Origin of the sequence: Amycolatopsis sp. MtRt-6, assembly GCF_017308975.1 — a bacterium.
Classification (GTDB): Bacteria; Actinomycetota; Actinomycetes; order Mycobacteriales; family Pseudonocardiaceae; genus Amycolatopsis.
In genome coordinates, this window is sequence record NZ_JADWPD010000029.1 from 61,684 (window position 1) to 80,861 (window position 19,178).

A 19,178-nucleotide genomic window follows, 5' to 3' on the forward strand; every position below is an offset into this window, starting at 1 on the left:
CCTATTCACCCATGGCGCGGACGAGACTCGCCGGCCGCATGTCGGTCCAGTTCTCTTCGACGTAGGCCAGCGCGGCTTCGCGGGTCGCGTCGCGCAGGACCACCGTCCAGCCGGCGGGCACCTCGGCGAAGGCCGGCCACAGGGAGTGCTGGTTTTCGTCGTTGACGAGCACGTGGAAGGTGCCGTCGGCGTCGTCGAACGGGTTGCTCATCGCTGCTCCTTTCGGGACTCTCGAGCACAGTGAAACAGTGCGGCGTCGAGAATTTCGCCAATGTGCTTCAGCGGTCCGGGCTTGGTCAGGTCGGCGTGGACGGCGTCGACCGCGTGGACGTCGACGGCGTCGACGTGCGGTCCCCAGACCCCGGCCGGGTCGGCCGGTGCGTCCGTGGCGGCGAAGTGCAGCAGCCGTCCGGCGTAGCGGCCGGGCACGAACTTCCGCGCCAGCTCGTCGTTGTTGCGCCACACCGCCACCAGCCGCCGCAGCTGCTCTTCGCCGAAGTCCGGCGAGAGCCCGGCGCCGCCGACCGCGTCCCGGATTGTCTCGTGGATCTCCTGCTCCCCCACCGGTTCGCCGGTGCTCGCCAGTGGGTGGCTGTCCAGGCTGACCAGGAGCGCGACCTCCTCGCCCTGCCGCTGCAGCAGCGCCGCGACGTGGTGGGCGACGAGCCCGCCGAACGACCAGCCCAGCAGGTGGTACGGCCCGGCCGGCTGGATCTCCCGGATCCGGCCGAGGTAGTCCGCGGCCATCTCCTCCAGCGACGCCGGCAGCGGCTCGTCGCCGGCCAGGCCGCGGGCCTGGAGGCCGTAGACCGGCCGCCGCGGGTCGAGGTGCGGCAGGAGCCCGAAGTAGCACCAGCTCAGCGCGCCCACCGGGTGGACGCAGAACAGCGGCGGCAGGTCCCCGCCGGTCCGCAGCGGGAGCACCGGGTCGAACGCGCTGTCGCGGGCCTCGGCGCACTCGAGGCGCTCGGCCAGGCCGGCGACCGTCGGCCGTTCGAACAGCGCGCGGACGCCGAGTTCGACGCCCAGCGTGGCGCGGATCCGGCTGACCAGCCGGGTCGCGGTGAGCGAGTGCCCGCCGAGGTGGAAGAAGTCGTCGTCGATCCCGGCCGACGGCACGTCCAGGACTTCGGCGAACAAGGCGCACAACGCGCGTTCCCGGTCGGTGCGCGGCCCGCGGCCGCTGCCGACGGTGACATCCGGCGCGGGCAGGGCGGCCCGGTCCAGCTTCCCGCTGACGGTCACCGGGAACGCGTCGAGCGCGACGAAGGCCGCAGGAACCATGTACTGCGGCAGCCGTTCGGCCGCGTACGTCCGCAGCGCGTCGGCGTCGGCGTCCCCGATGACGTACGCGACGAGCTGGTGGTCACCCGCGGCGAGCGGGCGCGGCAGCACGACCACGTCCGAGACGCCGTCGTGGCCCCGCAGGACGGCCTCGATCTCCCCGGGCTCGACGCGCACGCCGCGCACCTTGACCTGGTGGTCGACCCGGCCGAGGTACTCGACCTCGCCGTCGTGGTTCCAGCGGGCCCGGTCACCGCTGCGGTACATCCGGGAACCGGGAGGCCCGAACGGGTTCGCGACGAACCGCTCGGCGGACAGCCCGGGCTTGCCCTGGTAGCCGCGGGCCAGCTGCGCGCCCGCGAGGTACAGCTCGCCGGCCACGCCGGGCGGCACCGGGCACAGCCAGCGGTCCAGGACATACGCCTGCGTGTTCCACAATGGACGTCCGATGGGGACGGTCTCGACCGGGCCCGGTGGCGACGTCCACGCGGTGACTTCGATCGTGGTCTCGGTGGGACCGTAGAGGTTGTGGAGCTCGACGTCCAGGGTCGCGTGGAGCCGGTCGCGCAGGGCCGGGGTCAGGGCCTCGCCGCTGCAGAACACGCGGCGCAGCCCGGTGAGTCCGGCCGCTTCGGGCAGGAACTCCCGCAGCATCGACGGGACGAAGTGGACGTCGGTGACGCCGTGCCGCCGGATGGCGTCGGCGAGGTAGCGCGGGTCGCGGTGGCCGTCGGGCCGGGCGAGGACGAGCGTCCCGCCGGAGACCAGCGGCCAGAAGAACTCCCACAGCGCCACGTCGAACCCGCACGAGGTCTTCTGCAGCACCCGGCCCGGCGGTCCGTACGTCTCGTGCATCCACAGCAGCCGGTTGGCCAGTGCCGCGTGCGAGACGACCACGCCCTTCGGCTTGCCGGTCGACCCCGACGTGTAGATCACGTACGCCGCGCCGTCTCCCGAGACCGGGCCGGGGAATTCAGCGTCACCGTCGAGCCGGACGTCGTCGACGACGAACACGGGCCGGGCGTCCTCGAGGAGGTGGGCGACGCGTTCGGCCGGGTAGTCGGGGTCGATCGGCAGGAACGCCGCACCGGTGCGCAGCACCGCGAGCAGCGCCACCACCAGGCCGACCGACCGCGGCAAGCTGATCGCCACCACGCGTTCCGGCCCGGCACCGCGGCTCGCCAGTGCCCTCGCGAGCCGGTCCACCCGGACGTTCAGCTCCCGGTAGGTGACCTGCTCGTCCTCGTCGACCGCGGCGACCGCGTCCGGTGTCGTGACTGTCTGGGCGCGGACCAGCTCCGGCACGGTTACGGCCGGGGTGGGGTGCGCGGTGGCGTTCCACCCGGTCACGACCTGCTCGCGTTCGGCGGCCCCGGTCAGCTCCAGCGCGCCGATCAGGCCGGCCGGGTCGGCGACGGCGGCCCGCAGGACCCGGGTCAGCCAGGCGGTGATCCGCTCGGCGGTGCCGCGGTCGAACAGGTCGGTGCTGTACTCCAGCGATCCGGCGAGCCCGGCCGGGGCACCGTCGTCGTGCCGCTCGGCGTAGTCGAAGAGCAGGTCGAACTTCGCGGTGTCGGTGTCGACGGTGCCGACCACGGCGTGCACTCCGTCGGGCTCGTCGCCCGCGTCCGGCACGTTCCGGGCCACGAGCATGACCTGGAACAGCGGGTTCCGCGCCAGCGACCGCGAGGGGCCGAGCGCGTCGACGACCAGCTCGAAGGGCACGTCCTGGTGCGCGAACGCGGCCAGGTCGGTCGCCCGGACGCGGGCCAGCAGGTCCTCGAACGACACGTCACCCGAGACGTCGGTACGCAGGACCAGCGTGTTGACGAAGAAGCCGACGAGGTCTTCCAGGGCCCGGTCGGTGCGGCCGGCGACCGCGGTGCCGATCGGGATGTCCGTGCCCGCACCGAGTTTCGCCAGGGTCACCGCCAGCGCGGCCTGCACGGCCATGAACACCGTCGTCCCGGTGCGGCGGGCCAGCTCGGTCAGGCCCCGGTGGGTGCCGGCGTCCACTTCGAGCGGGACGCGGTCGCCGCGCAGGGACAGCGCGGACGGGCGCGGGCGGTCGAACGGCAGGGCCAGCTCGTCCGGTGCGCCGTCGAGGGCATGGCGCCAGAAGGCGAGCTGGGTGCGCACCACACTGTCCGGATCGGACTGCTCGCCGAGGCTTTCCCGCTGCCACACGGCGAAGTCGGCGTACTGCACGGGCAGGTCCGGCCACTCGGGTCCCGACCCGGCGGTCCGGGCGCGGTAGGCGGTGGTGAAGTCGGCGGTGAGCGGGCCGAACGACCACGCGTCCCCGGCGATGTGGTGCAGCACCAGGGCCAGGACGTACTCGCCGCCGCCCGGGGCGAACAGGCGGACGCGCAGCGGCAGGTCGGCGGCCAGGTCGAACCCTTCGTCGGCGAACCGCTCCACCGCGACTTCGGTGGCGACGTCGAAACGCAGGCGGGCCAGTGCTTCTTCGGGGTCGAGGACGTGCTGGTACGGGGAGCCGTCGTGCTCCGGGAAGACGGTTCGCAGGCTCTCGTGGCGGACGACGACATCCCCGAGCGCGGCCCGGACGGCGTCGACGTCGACCTCGCCGGTCAGCCGCACCACGGTCGGGATGTGGTAGGCCGCACCGCCGTCGCCGAGCTGGTCGAGGAACCACAGCCGCTGCTGCGCGAACGACAGCGGGACGCGCTCGGGCCGTTCCCCCGCCCGCAGTGCCGGGCGGGCCGGGGCGGCCGCGGCCTCGATCGCGCGGGCGAGCCCGGCGACGGTCGGGGCCTCGAAGACCGCCGAAACCGGCAGCTCGGCACCGAAGACCGCGCGGACGCGGCCGACCAGCCGGGTGGCCAGCAGCGAATGCCCGCCCAGGTCGAAGAAGCTGTCACCGGTCCCGATCCCGGGCCTGCCCAGGACGTCCGCGAAGAGCCCGCACAGGATCTCCTCGCGCGGCGTCTTCGGCTCGCCGCCGGTCACGGCGGCCACCGGCCACACCGGTTCGGGCAGGGCGCGCCGGGCGATCTTGCCGTTGCCGTCGACCGGCAGCTCCGGCAGCGGGACCAGGACCGCGGGCACCAGCGCCACCGGGAGCTTGCCCGCCAGTGCCGTGCGCGCGGCGGCAACGTCGAAGTCGACGTCGAGGTCGCCGATGGGCACCACGTAGCCGACGAGGGACGGCTGGCCCGCGGGGTCGGGCCGGACCGCGGCGGCGGCGGCGCGGACGCCGTCCAGCGCGTGCAGCGCGGCCTCGACCTCGCCCAGCTCGATGCGCACGCCACGCACCTTGACCTGGTCGTCGGCGCGACCGAAGTACTCCAGCTCGCCGTCGCGGTTCCAGCGGACGCGGTCGCCGGTGCGGTACAGCCGTGAACCGGGCGGGCCGAACGGGTTCGCCACGAACCGCTCGGCGGTGCCGCCGGCGCGCCCGGCGTACCCGCGGGCGACGCCCGTGCCGCCGGCGTACAGCTCGCCGACCACGCCCGGCGGGACGGGCCGCAGCTCCGGGCCCAGCACGTAGAGCTGCGTGTTGCGCACCGGCCGCCCGATCGGGACGACGTCGCCGGGACCGAGGAAGGCGTGCGTGACGTCGTCCGAGCACTCGGTGGGGCCGTAGGCGTTGACCAGGCCGATGTCCGGGAACCGGGCGAACCAGCGGTCGCGCAGGTCCGGCGGGAACGCCTCGCCGGTGACCAGCAGCCGGCGCACGGCGGCCAGCTCCACGCGCGGGTCCCACTCGTCGAGGGCGGTGCGCAGCAGCGACGGCACCACCTCGACCACGGTCACCTCGTCGGCATCGACGACGTCGAACAGCCGCCGCGGGTCGGACCGCAGGTCGGCGCCCACGATCCGCACGGCGCCGCCGGTCAGCAGCGCGGAGAACAGCTGCCACACCGAAATGTCGAACGTCAGCGGGGCGTTCTGCAGCACGGTGTCGGCCGCGGTCAGGCCCAGGTCCTCGACCTTGGCGAGCAGGTGGTTCACCATCCCGCCGTCGTGGACGACGACGCCCTTGGGCCGTCCGGTCGAGCCGGAGGTGAACAGCACGTACGCGGCGTCGTCCGGCTTCCGCGGCACCGGCGTGAAGTCCGTTGTGGACGCACGCGCGGTGAGCACCCGCAGGCCGGGCACGGCCGCGGCGATCTCCTCCGCCCGCGAGCGGGACTCCTCGGGCGCCAGCAGCAGCTCCGCGCCCGCGTCGGTCAGCATGCCGGCGATCCGCTCCACGGGGGCCGCCGGGTCCACCGGCACGTACGCGCCGCCCGCGGCCCAGACGCCGAGCACCGAGCCGGCGAACTCGCGGCCGGGGTCACCGAGGATCCCCGCCACCGGCGCGCCGCCGGGCAGCGCCCCGGCCACGCCCGAGGCGAACGCCCACAACTCGCGGTAGGACCACACGCCGTCGTCGTCGGCGACCGCCAGCGCACGGGGTGCCGACCGCACGAAGTCCCGCACCCTGGTGGGCACGTCCACGAACTCCTCGACGCGCGCGGTGTCGTTCCACGTGGTCAGCACCAGGTCGCGTTCGGCCGGGTCCAGCACGGTGAACGCGCTGATCGGCCGGTCCGGGGCCGCGACCAGGTCGCCGAGCAGCCGGACCAGCCGCCGGGCGATGGCGTCGGCAGTCTCCGGGTCGAAGAGGTCGAGCGCGGCTTCCAGGAAGGCCCGGATGCCCGCGGGCGCGCCGTCGGCGGTGTGCCGCTCCCGCATGATGAACATGAGGTCGTAGTCCATGGCTTCGAGGGCCTGGTGTTCGAACCCGGCGTCCAGGCCGGCGAACTCGAACCGCACCTCGTCGAGGTTCTCGAATTCGAGCATCACCTGGAACAGCGGGTGCCGGGCGGCCGAGCGCACCGGGTTGAGCGCGTCGACGACCCGCTGGAACGGCACGTCCTGGTGGCTGAACGCGGCCAGGTCGGTGCGCCGGACCCGGGTCAGCAGCTCGCGGAACGTCGGGTCGCCGCCGAGGTCGGTGCGCAGCACGAGGACGTTGACGAAGTTGCCGATGAGCTCGTCGAGCGCCTCGTCGGTGCGGCCGGCCACGGCGGTGCCGAGCGGGATGTCCGTACCCGCGCCGAGCTTGCCCAGCAGCACCGCGAGCGCGGCCTGCACGATCATGAACGCCGTGGTGCCGGTCTGGCGGCCGACGTCGGTGAGCGTGCGGTGGATCGCCGCGTCGATCTCGAAGTCGATGCCGTGGCCCCGGTAGGTCGGCGTCGCCGGCCGGGGCCGGTCGGCGGGCAGCGTCAGCTCCTCGGGCAGTCCCGCCAAGGCAGCCTTCCAGTAGGCGAGCTGACGCGAGATTCCGCTGTCCGGGTCGGACTCCTCGCCGAGGATCGAGTGGTGCCACCGCGCGTAGTCCGCGTACTGCACCTTCAGTGGTGTCCACTGTGGAGCTTGTCCGGCGAGGCGGGCGCGGTAGGCGTCGGCGAAGTCGCGGGCCAGCGGCACCAGCGACCAGCCGTCGACGGCGATCTGGTGCAGGACCAGGACGAACAGGTGCTCGTCGGCGGCCTCGCGGAACAGCACCGCCCGCACCGGCAGTTCGGTGGTGGTGTCGAAGCGCCGGTTCACCGACGCGATCTCCCCGGGGCCCCGGACGTCCAGGCGGGCCAGCTCCCGGGCTTGCGCGGCGGGCAGGATCCGCTGCCGCGGTTCGCCGCCGACGACGGGGTACAGCGTGCGCAGGGACTCGTGCCGCTCGACGACGTCGCCCAGCGCGGCGGAAAACGCCTCGACGTCGAGCCCGCCGCGCAGCCGGACCGCCACCGGCGGCATCTCCAGCGAGCCGTCCCGCCCGGCGATCTCGTCGATGAACCAGAACCGTTCCTGGACGTAGGACAGCCGCAGGTCCGTCTCCGGCCGCGGCATCGCCGTCAGGGCGGGGCGCGCCGCGGATTCGCCGGCGAGCCGGACCGCCAGCTCGGCCACGGTCGGGGCCTCGAAGATCGTCCGGACCCCCGGGTCGGTGCCCAGGACGGTGCGGATCCGCCCGGCCAGCCGGGTGGCGAGGACCGAATGCCCGCCGAGGTGGAAGAAGTTGTCCCCGGCGCCGACCGACGGCAGCTTGAGCACCTCGGCGAACAGCCCGCAGAGGATCTGTTCCAGCGAGGTCCGCGCGCGGCGGTCCCGCACCCCGGAGAAGTCCGGCGCGGGCAGCGCACGGCGGTCCACCTTGCCGTGGGCGGTCAGCGGAAACGCGTCCAGGACCACGAAGGCGGACGGCACGCAGTGCTCGGGCAGCCGGGCCGCCGCCCGCGCGCGCAGCTCGTCCGCGCCCGCCGTGCCGGTCACGTAGGCGACCAGGCGGCGGTCGCCGTCGTCGTCGCGGGCGAGCACGACCACGCCGGTGACGCCGTCGCCGTCGGCGAGCACGGCTTCGACCTCGCCGGGCTCGATGCGGAAGCCGCGGATCTTGACCTGCTCGTCGGCGCGGCCGCGGAACTCCAGCTCACCGCCGGTCCAGCGGACGCGGTCGCCGGTGCGGTACATCCGCGTCCCCGCCGGGCCGAACGGGTCGGCGACGAACCGCTCGGCGGTGAGCCCGCGACGGCGCAGGTAGCCGCGGGCGACCTGGGCGCCCGCGAGGTACAGCTCGCCGGTGACGCCGGGCGGCACCGGGCGCAGGGCGGAGTCGAGCACGTAGGCGTCGGTGTTCGCGACCGGCCGCCCGATCGGCGGCGCCTCCTCGACGTGCCCGGGCAGCCGGAAGCCGGTGGCGTTGATGGTGGTTTCGGTGGGGCCGTAGAAGTTGACGACCCCGCGGGTCGCCGCGCGCAGCCGGTTCGCCAGCTCGGCCCCGACCGCCTCGCCGCCGACGATGGCCCGCAGCCCGGCGAGCGCGGCGGCGTCCTCTTCCAGGACGTAGTGCCACAGCGCGGGCCCGGCGTCCATCAGGGTGATCCGGGCATCGCGGATCAAGGCAGTCAGCGCGACCGGGTCGCGGACGGTGTCCTGGCCGGCGACGACCAGCGTGGCCCCGGCGACCAGGGGCGCGAACAGCTCTTCGAGCGCGATGTCGAACGTCGGCGCCGCGACGGCCAGCACCCGGTCCCCCGGGGCGTGCCCGCAGGTACGCACGACGTCGGCGATCGCGTTGGCCAGCGCGCCCACCGGCACCACGACGCCCTTGGGGCGCCCGGTCGAGCCGGACGTGGTGATCACGTACGCGGGGTGCTCCGGCCGCACGTCGCGCGGCGGGGCGGTGCCGGGGTGGTCACCAGCTTCGGCGTCGCGCAGCACGACGACCGGTTCGGTGTCGGCGATCAGCCCGGCGATGCGCTCGGCCGGGTATCCGGGGTCGACCGGGAAGTACGCCGCGCCGGACTTGGCGACCGCGAGCGCGGCGACGACCAGGTCCGCCGAGCGCGGCAGCACGACGGCCACCACCTGCTCCGGCCCGGCGCCCGCGCCGATCAGCCGGTGAGCGAGCCGGTTGGCCCGCACGTCCAGCTCCCGGTAGGTCAACGCGACGCCGTCGTGCTCGACGGCCACGGCGTCCGGCGTGCGGGCCGCCTGGGCCTCGACCAGATCCGCGACCGGCGGGCCCGGCTCGTGCCGCGGCCCGCGGCCCGCGGCCAGCACGGCTTCCCGCTCGGCCGCGGTGAGCGGGGAAACCCGGGCCAGGAGGCGGTGCGGCTCGGCGACCACGGTGCGCAGGAGGTCGAGGACGCGGTCGGCGGTGCGGCGGGCGGTCCCGGCGTCGAGGACGTCGTCGCGGTATTCCAGCCGCAGGCGCAGGCGCTGGTTCGGCACCACGGTGAGGCTGAGCGCGTAGTGCGTGGCGTCCCGGGCTTCGGCGGCGCTCGCCCGCAGCCCGGCGATCTCACCGTCGAAGCCCTCGGCGGCGAGCGGGTAGCTCTCGAAGACGAACGCCGCGTCGAACAGCTCGCCGAGCCCGGCCTGCTGCTGGACCTCCCCGAGCGCGAGGTGCTGGTGCGGCAGGAGCTCGAACTGCTCGCGCTGCAAGCGCGCGAGGGTGCCGGCGAGGGTCGCGGCCGGGTCGAGCCGGACGCGGACGGGCAGGGTGTTGATGAACAGCCCGACCATGTCCGCGATGCCCGCGACCTCCGGCGGCCGTCCGGCGGTGACCGCGCCGAACACGACGTCGGAGCGGCCGGTGAGCCCGCCGAGCACGATCGCCCAGCAACCCTGCAGCACGGTGTTGAGGGTCAGCCCTTCGGCACGCGCCCACGCGGTGACGTCCGTGGTCAGCCGTTCCGGCACGTCGACGACCAGCGCCTCGGGCAGCTTCGGCTCGCGCAGGCGGCCGGGGCCGGCGACGAGCGTCGGCTCGGCGAGGCCGTCGAGGGCTTCGCGCCAGGCCTGCTCGGCCGCGGCGCGGTCCTGGCCGCGCAGCCACTTCAGGTAGTCGCGGTAGTCCGGCACCGGCGGGACCGGCCGGCCGGCGTAGTGCGCGAAGAGATCGCGCAGGATCAAGGGCATCGACCAGCCGTCGGCGAGGACGTGGTGGTTGGTCGAGACGAACCGGTGGCGCTTCTCGTCCAGCCGGATCAGCAGGAACCGCAGCAGCGGGGGGTTTTCGACGTCGAACGGGCGGGTCCGTTCCTCGTCGACGACGGCGTCCGCTTCGCCGTCCGGCCGGCCGCGGAGGTCGAGCTCGCGCCAAGGCAGCCGGGCGCGCGCCGGGACGACCTGCACCGGCTCACCGGAGCGGCGGCGCCGGAAGCACGCGCGCAGCGGCGCGTGCCGGTCCAGCAACGCCTGCCCGGCCGCGCGCAGCCGTTCGGTGTCGAGGTCGCCTTCGAGGTCGACGACGAGCTGGACGTGGTAGACGTCGGTGCCGCGGTCGCTCAGCGCGGCGTGGAAGAGCAGCCCTTCCTGCAGCGGCGTCAGCGGGAGGACGTCCTGCAGTCCCTGGGTTGTCACAGCGATCCCTCCCGGGCGAAGTCGGCGAGGAACGCCACGAACCGCGTCGCGTGCGCGGCCACCTCGTCCTGGTCGTACAGCGCGGGGTTGGCGATGACGGTGACCGGCAGGCCGCCGTCCGGGGTTTCGCCGATGACGAATTCGATGTCGTCGACCTGGCCGGTGGACACGTCGTGCACGGTCGCGCGGCAGCCGCCGAAGTGCCGTTCCTGGCCGACGCGCAGGATGTTCACGGTCGGGCCGAACGGCCGTGGATCGCCGGGCAGGCCCAGGTGCTCGCGCACCTTCCGGCCGCGGTAGCGCTGGTGCCGCACGGTCCGCTTGATCTCCGCGGCCGACTCCGCGACGAGCTCGGCGCGGGTCATCCCCGGCCGGATCGCCACCGGCACCGGCAGCGTGTTCGCCACCATGCCGGGGATCGGCCGCAGCCGCGCGTCCGTGCGGGCGGTGGTCAGCAGGTTCAGCAGGACGTCCGGGGTGCCGGCCATCCGCTGCACGTACGCCCCCGTCGCGGCGATCAGCAGTCCGGGCAGGGCCGCGCGGACGTGCCACGCGGCCGCCTTGAGTTTCCGCGCGGCTTCGCCGGGTACGAGCGCGGACTCGCGGACGAAGTCCGCCGCGGGCGCGAACGGACGGCTCGACAGCGTCGTCGGCTCACGCTCGCCGGGGAAGCGGCTCGCCCACATCGCCCGGTCGGTTCCGTGGCGGGCGGGATCCGCGTGGTAGGCGACGTCGTCCTCGACCAGGAGCCGCAGCGGCGGCGGCGCGCCCTTCCCCGCCTCCGGCCCGGCGTCGTAGATCTCGAGGATGCGCCGGAACAGCAGGAGCTGGCTGAAGCCGTCGGACACGACGTGGTGCACGCACACGTAGCCCAGGTGGTGCTCGGGGGCGACCCGGATCAGCGCGAACCGGGGCAGCATCGGCGCGGTCAGGTCGAAGGGCGTGCGGACGTCCGCCCGCATCCACTCTTCGGCCGCGTCCCGGCTCAGCTCGAGCAGCGCGACCTCGGGTTCGGCGGCCACGACGACTTGGCGCGTCTCGCCGTCTTCGAGCACGAACCGCACGCGCAGGGTCTCGGCTTCCCGGACGGCGGTCCGCACCGCCGCCGTCCACCGGGCGGGGTCGAGCGGGCCGTGGATGTCGTAGACGCCGCCGAGGTTGTACACCGCGTTGCCCGGCTCGCGGACGCAGCGCTGCCACAGCTCCGACTGGGCGGCGGTCAGCGGTAGCGCGGTTTCGGGCATCGGGGCGCTCCTCTCCGGAGGCGGGTGGGGCCGCCAGTATCGGCAGGGCACCACTGGCAAAGCGCAAAAGCGACGTTGGCGCCATGCCAGTGCGGCCGCGGCGAGGATCGGCGGGCAACGCCAGGAAAGGGGTCCGAAGTGGACGCGGTCGTCGAGACCTGCCAGCTGCGCAAGCGTTATCCCGGCCACGAGGCCCTGCGCGGCATCGACCTGCACGTGCCGGCCGGGACTGTGCTGGGCCTGCTGGGCCACAACGGGGCCGGCAAGACCACCACCGTCCGGATCCTCGCGACCCTGCTCGCGCCGGGCGGCGGGACCGCGCGCGTCGCCGGGTTCGACGTCGCCCGGGAGCCGCGGGAAGTCCGGCGCCGGATCGCGCTCGCCGGCCAGTACGCCGCCGTCGACGCGCAGCTCACCGGGCGCGAGAACCTGGTCCTGCTGGGCAGGCTGCTGCGGCTGGGCACCCGGGGCGCCCGCGTCCGGGCGGACGAGCTGCTGGAGCGGTTCGGCCTCACCGCCGCCGCGGACCGCCGGGCGGGCACCTACTCGGGCGGGATGCGCCGGCGGCTCGACCTGGCGTGTTGCCTGGTCACCCGGCCCGCGGTGCTGTTCCTCGACGAGCCGAGCGCCGGGCTGGACCCGGCGAGCCGCCGGCTGCTGTGGACGGAGGTCCGCGAGCAGGTGGACAGCGGCATCACCGTGGTGCTCACGACGCAGTACCTCGAAGAGGCCGACGAGCTCGCCGACCGGATCGTCGTCCTCGGCGCCGGGTCGGTCGTCGCGGAGGGCAGCCCGGAAGAACTGAAGCGGAAGGTGGGCGGCGAATGGCTGGGCATCGTCCTGGCGGACCCGGCCGACGTCCCGGCCGCGGTGGCCGCCCTCGGCCCGGCGGCGTCGGACGTCGACCCCGCGGCGGGACGGCTCTCCCTGCCGCTGGACGACGGCATGGCGACCGTCGCCGCGGCGGCGGCCGCCCTCGACCGGGCGGGCCTGGCCGTGACCGACTTCGCTGTCCGGCGGCCGTCCCTCGACGACGTCTTCCTCGCCTTCACCGGAAAGGAGCAGGCCGCATGATCCTCACCGAGACCGCCGCCCTCACCGGACGGCGGCTGCTGCGGCTGCGCCGGTCGCCCGGCGAGCTGTTCGCCGTCACGCTCACCCCGGTGACGATGGTGGTGGTGATGGGCTACCTGCTCAACAAGTCCATCGCGATGCCGGACGGCACGAGCTTCCTCGACTTCACCATGGCCGGCGTCGGCGCCCAGGTGGCGCTGGCGGGCTTCGGCACGAGCGCGATCGCGGTGGCGGAAGACCTGCGCGGCGGGCTCGTCGACCGGTTCCGCTCCCTGCCGATCGGCCGGACCCCGGTGCTGCTCGCGCAGTCGCTGTGCGACCTGCTGCTGCTCGCGGTGGGCATGGCCATCGCACTGGCCGTCGGCTGGCTGCTGGGCTGGCGGATCCACACGGGAATCGTCGCGGGCCTGGCGGGCTTCGGCCTGCTGCTGGCGCTGGCGTTCCTGCTGTCGTGGACGGGCATCCTGGCCGGCCTGTGGATCCGCAGCACCCCGGCGGTGAACTCGCTGTCGGGCCTGGTCCTGGTGGTCGGCTCGTTCGTTTCGACGGCCTTCGTCCCCCCGGACGGCCTGCCGGGCTGGCTGCACGCGATCGCGTCGTGGAGCCCGGTGAGCACGGTGTCGACGGCCTGCCGCCTGCTGTGGGGCAACCCGGTGGCGGACACCGGTGACAGCCTCGCCGTCGTCCACGCCGTCCCGGTGGCGGGCGTGACGATCACGATCCTGCTGGCCGTCGTCGTGACGGCGGCTTCGCGGGTTTTCCGTTCGGTTTCCGAGAAAACACCTTGAGGAGAAGCATGAACACCGTCGAGTCCACAGTGAACACCACGGCCGCCCCGGACCCGCTGGCGCTCGGCCGTCCGGAACAGCCGGTCGCGGCGATCTGCGACCAGTTCTTCGCCCACGGCGGCGCCGTCGCGGACCGTGCGGTCCCGGTCGTCCTCGGCGGCCGGGCGCCACTGTCGGTCGGCGACCTGCTCGGGGTCGTCCAGGGCAGCTGACGCGGCGGCTCCGTCAGGCCGTTCCGTTCCGGTCGAGGCCCGCGACGGTCAGCCGCCCCTCGATGCTCGCGGTGGCCAGGTCGAGCCGCGACCGGCAGCCCGTCTTCGCGAACAGCCGCGTCAGGTGGCTCTCCACCGTCTTTTCGCTGATCCGCAGCGCGCCGGCGATCTGCCGGTTGGTCAGGCCCTGGCGGATCAGGTCGATGATGCGCAGTTCGACGGCCGACAGGTCGGCCGAGGCGAGGTGACGGCGGGGCGGGGTCACGCCGCGCTCGCGCATCCGGGCCTTGATCGTCATGCGCAGCAGGTCGCCGCCGAGGCGGCGGGCGATGTCGTAGGCCTCGTGCAGCCACGGCCGCGGCTCGTCGGCGATGCCCGAGGCGATCAGGCACGCTCGCATCAGTTCGCTCTGGTTGTCGTGGTTGCGCACCACTTCGACCGCGGCGCGGGCGCTCGCGAAGTCGCGTTCGACCAGGCCGGTGACCATCAGGTCGGCCATCTGCAGCCGGCGGCCGCCGTAGCGGCGGTACCACTTCCCGGCCAGCGTCCGCAGCTCGGCCAGCTTTTCCCCGCCGCCGGCCTCGAACTCCAGCATCGTCAGCCGCACGAGCAGCCAGTGCATCCCGATGGGATTGCCCCGCTCGGCCGCCGCCGCGGCCTTTTCGTAGCCGCGCCAGCCCGCGTCGACCGCTTCGCGCAGCCGTCCGCTGCGCCACAACAGGCCGGTTTCGGCCCAGGTCGCGATCGCGGGGAACGTGCTCTCACCCGCCGCGGCCAGCCATTCGGCGGCGAGCTCGAACTCGCCCTCGCACGCCTGGATCTCCGCCGCCAGCAGCCGCGCCTGCGAGTGCACGGGCGTGGTCGGCTGCCCGCTCAGCTCGAGCGCCCGGGTCGCGGACAGCACCTCGGCCCACTCCCCGCGGTGGTAGCCGGTGATGACCTGGTGGTACAGCGCGAGCGGGCCGCCCTCCGGCACGCCGTATTCGTCGCCGAACAGGAACCCGAAGAGGGAGACCAGGTCATGCCGGCCCGCCCAGATCTCGAGCTGGTCGCGCACCGGCACGGCGTCCGGCGCGCCGGCGAGCCGGAAGGCGCCGAACGCGGCCACGAACCCGTCGAGGCTCATGGCCTCGCGGCCGTCGAACCAGTGCCCGGCGAACTCGAGCGGGGGCCGGCCGGCCGGATCGGCCGCCAGCTCCGCCGCCACGGCGGAGGGCACCGGGACACCCGTGTGCAACGCCCCCAGCGCCGCCGCCACCGCCAGGTCGTACTCCAGCCCGGCCGGCACGCCGGCGGCGACCACCTCGGCGACCAGGTCGCGCAGCCAGTCGTGGCGGCCGATCCGCACCAGCAGGCGCAGCAGCGACCGCGTCAGGTCCGGGACGCGGCCGGGGTCGTGCGCCGCGCAGTGCGCCCGCGCGGTGCGGTACCACCGGGCGGCCGAAGCGGAAGCGGAGGGGCGGACCCGGGCGGCTTCGCGGCACCACCGCGCGATCACGTCCGGGTCGCCCCGCACTTCGGCCCAGGGCCGGGCGAGGTGCTCCGCGGCGAACGCGCCGTCTCCCACCCCGTCGAACAGGTGCCCGGCGACCATCCGCTGCTCCCCCAGGGTGTCCAGCACCGCCATGGCCAGGGCCGGGCAGGGCACGAACAGCTCGCCCCGCTCGTCGCAGCCCAGCAGCCCGGCGGCGACGAGCCGGTCGGCGGCCCGGCCGCAGGCGGCCGGCTCCCAGCCGGCGGTCTCGGCCAGGCGCAGCACGTCGTCCACCGGGATGGTCCCGGCGACGCCGGCGAGCGCGACCAGTGCCGGGGCCGGCTCGGGCAGCTGTGTCACCTGCCGCACGAGCCCGTGGCCGGGCGGCAGCGCGATCGGCGCGGTGGGATCGGCCAGGCACCGCACCCCGCGCACCGGGACGAGCCGGCCGGCCCGCTCGAGTTCGTCGTGGATCGCCTGCACGGCACCCGGGTTGCCGCGCAGGGAGCCGAGCGCGGCCCGCAGCGCCGGGCCGACGGCGGGGTCCACCGGCCCGCGGGCGGCGATCAGCTCGTCGATCGCGCAGTCCGGCAGCGGCCGCAGGTCGACGACCTGGTCGGCGAACGCGCTCAGCACGGTGGGCTCGACGGCCTCGTCGTCGCGGCAGGCCGCGAGCACGGTGCAGCCGGCGTAGCGCGCGGCCGCGATCGTGAAGCCGGGGTCGGGCACGGCGTGGAGGTCGTCGAAGACCACGGCCGTGGGACCGCTCTGCCGGAGCGCCCCGAACAACCGGGTCAGTTCGGTGAACAACGCGGGATCGGAAGGTGAACTCCCGGTGCCACAAAGCCGGTTTACAGCAGCGAGCCGAGTGTCACATCGAGTGCCGAATTCCGCCCGGAAAGCGGCCAGGACGGCCGGGACGCCGAATTCGCCGGAAACACCGGCGGAAAAACAGACGTGAACAATTTTCATTCCACGTTCGCGCCACTTTTCCCGCACCGCGCCGAGCACCGCCGTCTTGCCGACGCCGGCCGCCCCCCTGAGCACGACGAGAACGGGCCGTCCCGCGACCTTTTCGAGCGCGGCGACCTCGTCACCCCGGCCCGGCAAGGCACCGCAGTCCCGGATCACCGACCGCCTCCTCCCGTCCGCCGACCTGCCGGCCGCCGTTCTCCCTCGGGTGACGAGAGCGGGCTACACCCATTACGCCGTCCGGCCGAAAGTCGACTGAGATGTACCCCATTCGGGGACACACCTCAAGTAGGCGATTACGCATATGTGCGCGTGAACAGCCTGCATCACCCGGCCAGGGGCCTACTCGACACTCCGGAGTGATACCGACCACCGGGTGCGGCACAAGCGGAATTCACTGAGCGCCGAAGGTCCCCCACCAGAGTGATCTTCGGGCGGTGCAACCGCTTCGGCGGCGTTGGCGGGCTCCGGAGGACTGCGGTTAATCTGACACACCCCGCCCGGCGAACCGGTGCCCGGCCGGGGTTCCCGAACAAGCAGAGCGGAAAGCGTGCAGCCTGATCGATTCGTCCCGCCGTCCGAGCGGGTCGCCCTCGAAATCGCCGAGGCGCTCCACTCGCCCGGCCGTCCGGTGCTGACCGTCCTCACCGGACCGGTCGGCGCCGACCTCACCGCGGTCGAGGCCGCCCTTTGCCGTCACCTCACCGAGAACCCGCCGCCCTTCGCCCAGGTGCGGGTGGTCGACTTCGGGTTCGCCGGCTCCCCCTCCGGGGCGGCCCTGCTGGAGCGGATCCCGGCGGCGGCGGTGCTGCGCGTCACCGCGGGCACGCTGCTGCTCCTCAAGGACGTCCAGCTGATGCCGACCGAAGGCATCTGCTCGCTGGACGCGCTCGTCCGGCAGCTGGCCACGACGAAGTCCGCCTGCGTGTGCACCGTCGCCTTGCCCCTGCCCGCCGCGACCCGCGCGGCCTTCCAGGAGAGCGCGGCGCGGCTGCACCGGGACGGCCTGCTCCACCACATCACCCTGCGCCCGCTGCCCCGCGCCGAGCTGCCGGCGCTCGTCACGGCCCTGCTCGGCGCGGTGCCCGAACGCCGGCTCGCCGACGACGTGTGGCGAGCCACCCGCGGCTGGCCCGCCCTGGTCGAGGCCGGCCTGCGAATCGGCCAGGCGCACGACATCGTGCGCGTGGTGGACCGGCACGCCTACGTGACCGGGGCGCCCCTGCCGTTGCGGATGTCCGAACAGGACGAACTGCTCACGGCTATCCGTCGGCTGGGCGCGACCGCCTGGGCGGCGGCCAAGGCGATCGCGGTGTTCCGGCTGCTCGGCCCGGCCGCCCCCCGGCTGGTCGCCGAAGCACTCGGCACCTCCGAAGCCCAGGCCCGGCACGAGCTGGCTCTGCTCGCCCGGTCCGGCGTGCTGCGCCATTCCCGCTCCCGGGACACCTGGGCGTTCCGCCAGCCACTGGTCACGGTCGCGCTGACCTGGGCGATGGGCCCCTACGAGCGGCGCCGGCTCGCCCAGATCGCCGTGCAGGCGCTGTGGTCCGGCGCGGCGCGCAGCACCACGCCCTACGTCCTGCCCGACCAGCTCGTCAACGCGGGGCAGCTCGTCGACCCCGGCCGGGCCGCCGCGGACCTGCTGGCCCACGCCCGTGCCGTGGCGCCGGACGACGGGCGGCGGGCGCTGCCCTGGCTGCGGGCGGCGGCCAGGCTCACCGACGACCCGGCCGGACGCACCGAGATCCTGCTGCTGCACGCCCGCACCAGCGCCGCCAACGACGATCCCGGCCAGGCACTCGAGTCCACCGAAACGGTGTTGCGCTCGCACGCGGCGGAAATCCCGGACGACGAGCGCCTGGACGTCTGCTTCGTGCACCTCCGGGCCCTGTCCGAGGCCGGCCGCCGGGACGAACTGGCGGAGATCGCCGACGGCGGAGCTTCGCCCATGCTGTCCTTCGCCACCCCGCTCGAAGGCCTGGTCGTCCGCGCGTACGCGCTGGCCCTGCTCGGCCGCTGGCGGGCATCGCACGAATTGCTGCGGCGGATCCGCGAGGATGCCGGCGGCACGCGGGTCGCGGCGGCCGTCCGGCAGTTCGGCTCCGTCGTGGACCTGTGGCTGGGCGACCGCACGGCGTTCGACCACGACCTCGCCGAGCTGGAGCGCCGGATCGGCGCCGGGGAACGGCCGTCCGCGGAAGCGGCCTCCCAGGCCGGCGCGCTCGTGGCGCTGAGCGAGCTGCGACAGGCGGAGCAGCTCCTCGACGCCACCCGGAAGGTGCCGGTCTCGCTGGGCACGCCCAGCCGGATGATCCGCACGGTGGGCGCCGGCCGCTTCGACGACGCCATGGAGCTGGCCCGCAAGCACATCGCCGCGGGCGCCCCCGACGGCTGCGACCCGGCGCAGACCGTCATGTTCCAGCTCGCCTCGACCATCCAGCTGTGCCGCGGCAAGCTCTCGCGGGCCCGCGAGCTGCTCGCCACGGCACGGGCCCGCGGTCCGGTGATGCCGCACCTGCTGGCGATTCCCGAGGCGCTGTACGAGCGTGCGCACGGCGAATACGCGCGGACCGAGTCGATCCTGCGGGCGGCGGTGGGCCAGGCCGAGGAGAACGGCGTCGTGGCGCAGACCGACCTGCTGTGGATCGCGCTGGCCGACATCGGCGTCCGCACGCACCGGACCGAGCACCTGCCGGACTACCTGCGCAAGCTCGAGCAGGTGGCGACGTGCCTGGGCACCGAGCGCGCCGAGCTCAACCGCCTCACCCTGCACGCGCTGGTGCACGACGACCCGGCCGCGGCCACGGCGGCGATGCGCCTGCTGCGCCTGCGCGACCAGCCGCTGGAGCAGGCCGTCGCGCTGGAACGGTTCGTGCGGTACGGGCTGGGCGAGCCGCCGGCCCTGCTTTCGGAGTCCTATGCCATCTTCGGCGAAATGGACGCGCTGATGAGCCGGTCCTGGTCGCGGACGCTGATGCGCCAGTGCGGAGTGCAGGTGCCCGGCCGGCAGACGACGCTGGCCGAGAACGAGCGCCTGCTCGCGGTGCTCGTGGCCGAGGGGCTGGGCAACAAGCAGATCGCCACCCTCCTGCAGACGGGCGAGAAGAGCGTCGAAGGGCGGCTGTCCCGCCTCTTCCAGCGCAGCGGCTACCGGTCGCGGGTGGAACTGGCGACCGCGATCCTCTCCGGCCAGTACGCGCGGGGCTGAGCCGCCCCCGGACGCTTCTTTGCGGATTGCCAGTCCGCCCCT

8 protein-coding genes are annotated in these 19,178 nt (G+C 74.3%); 4 read left to right on the forward strand and 4 right to left on the reverse strand.

The genetic code is table 11. The features are described from left to right. Position 1: 1 nt before the first annotated feature. Genes I4Q55_RS36745 through I4Q55_RS36755 form a run of 3 tightly spaced genes read right to left on the reverse strand, consistent with a single transcriptional unit; the run spans position 2 to position 11,408 of the window. Positions 2–211: an MbtH family protein gene (locus I4Q55_RS36745; protein WP_206794700.1), complete on the reverse strand. Its 210-nt coding sequence runs from the start codon at positions 209–211 to the stop codon at positions 2–4. Continuing rightward, positions 208–10,164: a non-ribosomal peptide synthetase gene (locus tag I4Q55_RS36750; protein ID WP_206794702.1), complete on the reverse strand. Its 9,957-nt coding sequence runs from the start codon at positions 10,162–10,164 to the stop codon at positions 208–210. Before I4Q55_RS36750 ends, I4Q55_RS36745 begins: the two co-directional genes overlap by 4 nt. Further along, positions 10,161–11,408 (reverse strand): condensation domain-containing protein, encoded by a 1,248-nt coding sequence (locus I4Q55_RS36755; protein WP_206794704.1) that lies wholly within the window; start codon positions 11,406–11,408, stop codon positions 10,161–10,163. Before I4Q55_RS36755 ends, I4Q55_RS36750 begins: the two co-directional genes overlap by 4 nt. Positions 11,409–11,546: 138 nt before the next feature. Here I4Q55_RS36755 and I4Q55_RS36760 point away from each other — a divergent pair, with 138 nt between their 5' ends. The 3 genes from I4Q55_RS36760 to I4Q55_RS36770 are packed head-to-tail and all read left to right on the forward strand — an operon-like array spanning position 11,547 to position 13,482. After that, a complete protein-coding gene (locus tag I4Q55_RS36760) occupies positions 11,547–12,482 on the forward strand; it encodes an ATP-binding cassette domain-containing protein (protein WP_206794706.1) in 936 nt (311 codons plus the stop codon). Continuing rightward, positions 12,479–13,270 carry an ABC transporter permease gene (locus I4Q55_RS36765; RefSeq protein ID WP_206794708.1) on the forward strand — a complete coding sequence of 264 codons (792 nt, stop codon included), beginning with the start codon at positions 12,479–12,481 and terminating at the stop codon, positions 13,268–13,270. Before I4Q55_RS36760 ends, I4Q55_RS36765 begins: the two co-directional genes overlap by 4 nt. Before the next feature lie 8 nt (positions 13,271–13,278). Then, on the forward strand, positions 13,279–13,482 hold the full coding sequence (locus tag I4Q55_RS36770) for a hypothetical protein (RefSeq protein WP_206794710.1): 204 nt from the start codon (positions 13,279–13,281) through the stop codon (positions 13,480–13,482). Between the two features lie 13 nt (positions 13,483–13,495). On the opposite strand, the gene I4Q55_RS36775 is transcribed toward I4Q55_RS36770, so the two are convergent. Then, on the reverse strand, positions 13,496–16,087 hold the full coding sequence (locus I4Q55_RS36775) for a LuxR family transcriptional regulator (RefSeq protein ID WP_206794712.1): 2,592 nt from the start codon (positions 16,085–16,087) through the stop codon (positions 13,496–13,498). A 391-nt stretch (positions 16,088–16,478) separates the two neighbouring features. Here I4Q55_RS36775 and I4Q55_RS36780 point away from each other — a divergent pair, with 391 nt between their 5' ends. Continuing rightward, the gene (locus tag I4Q55_RS36780) at positions 16,479–19,136 is read left to right on the forward strand and encodes a LuxR C-terminal-related transcriptional regulator (protein WP_206794713.1); all 2,658 of its coding nucleotides are present in this window, start codon (positions 16,479–16,481) and stop codon (positions 19,134–19,136) included. Positions 19,137–19,178: the final 42 nt, after the last annotated feature.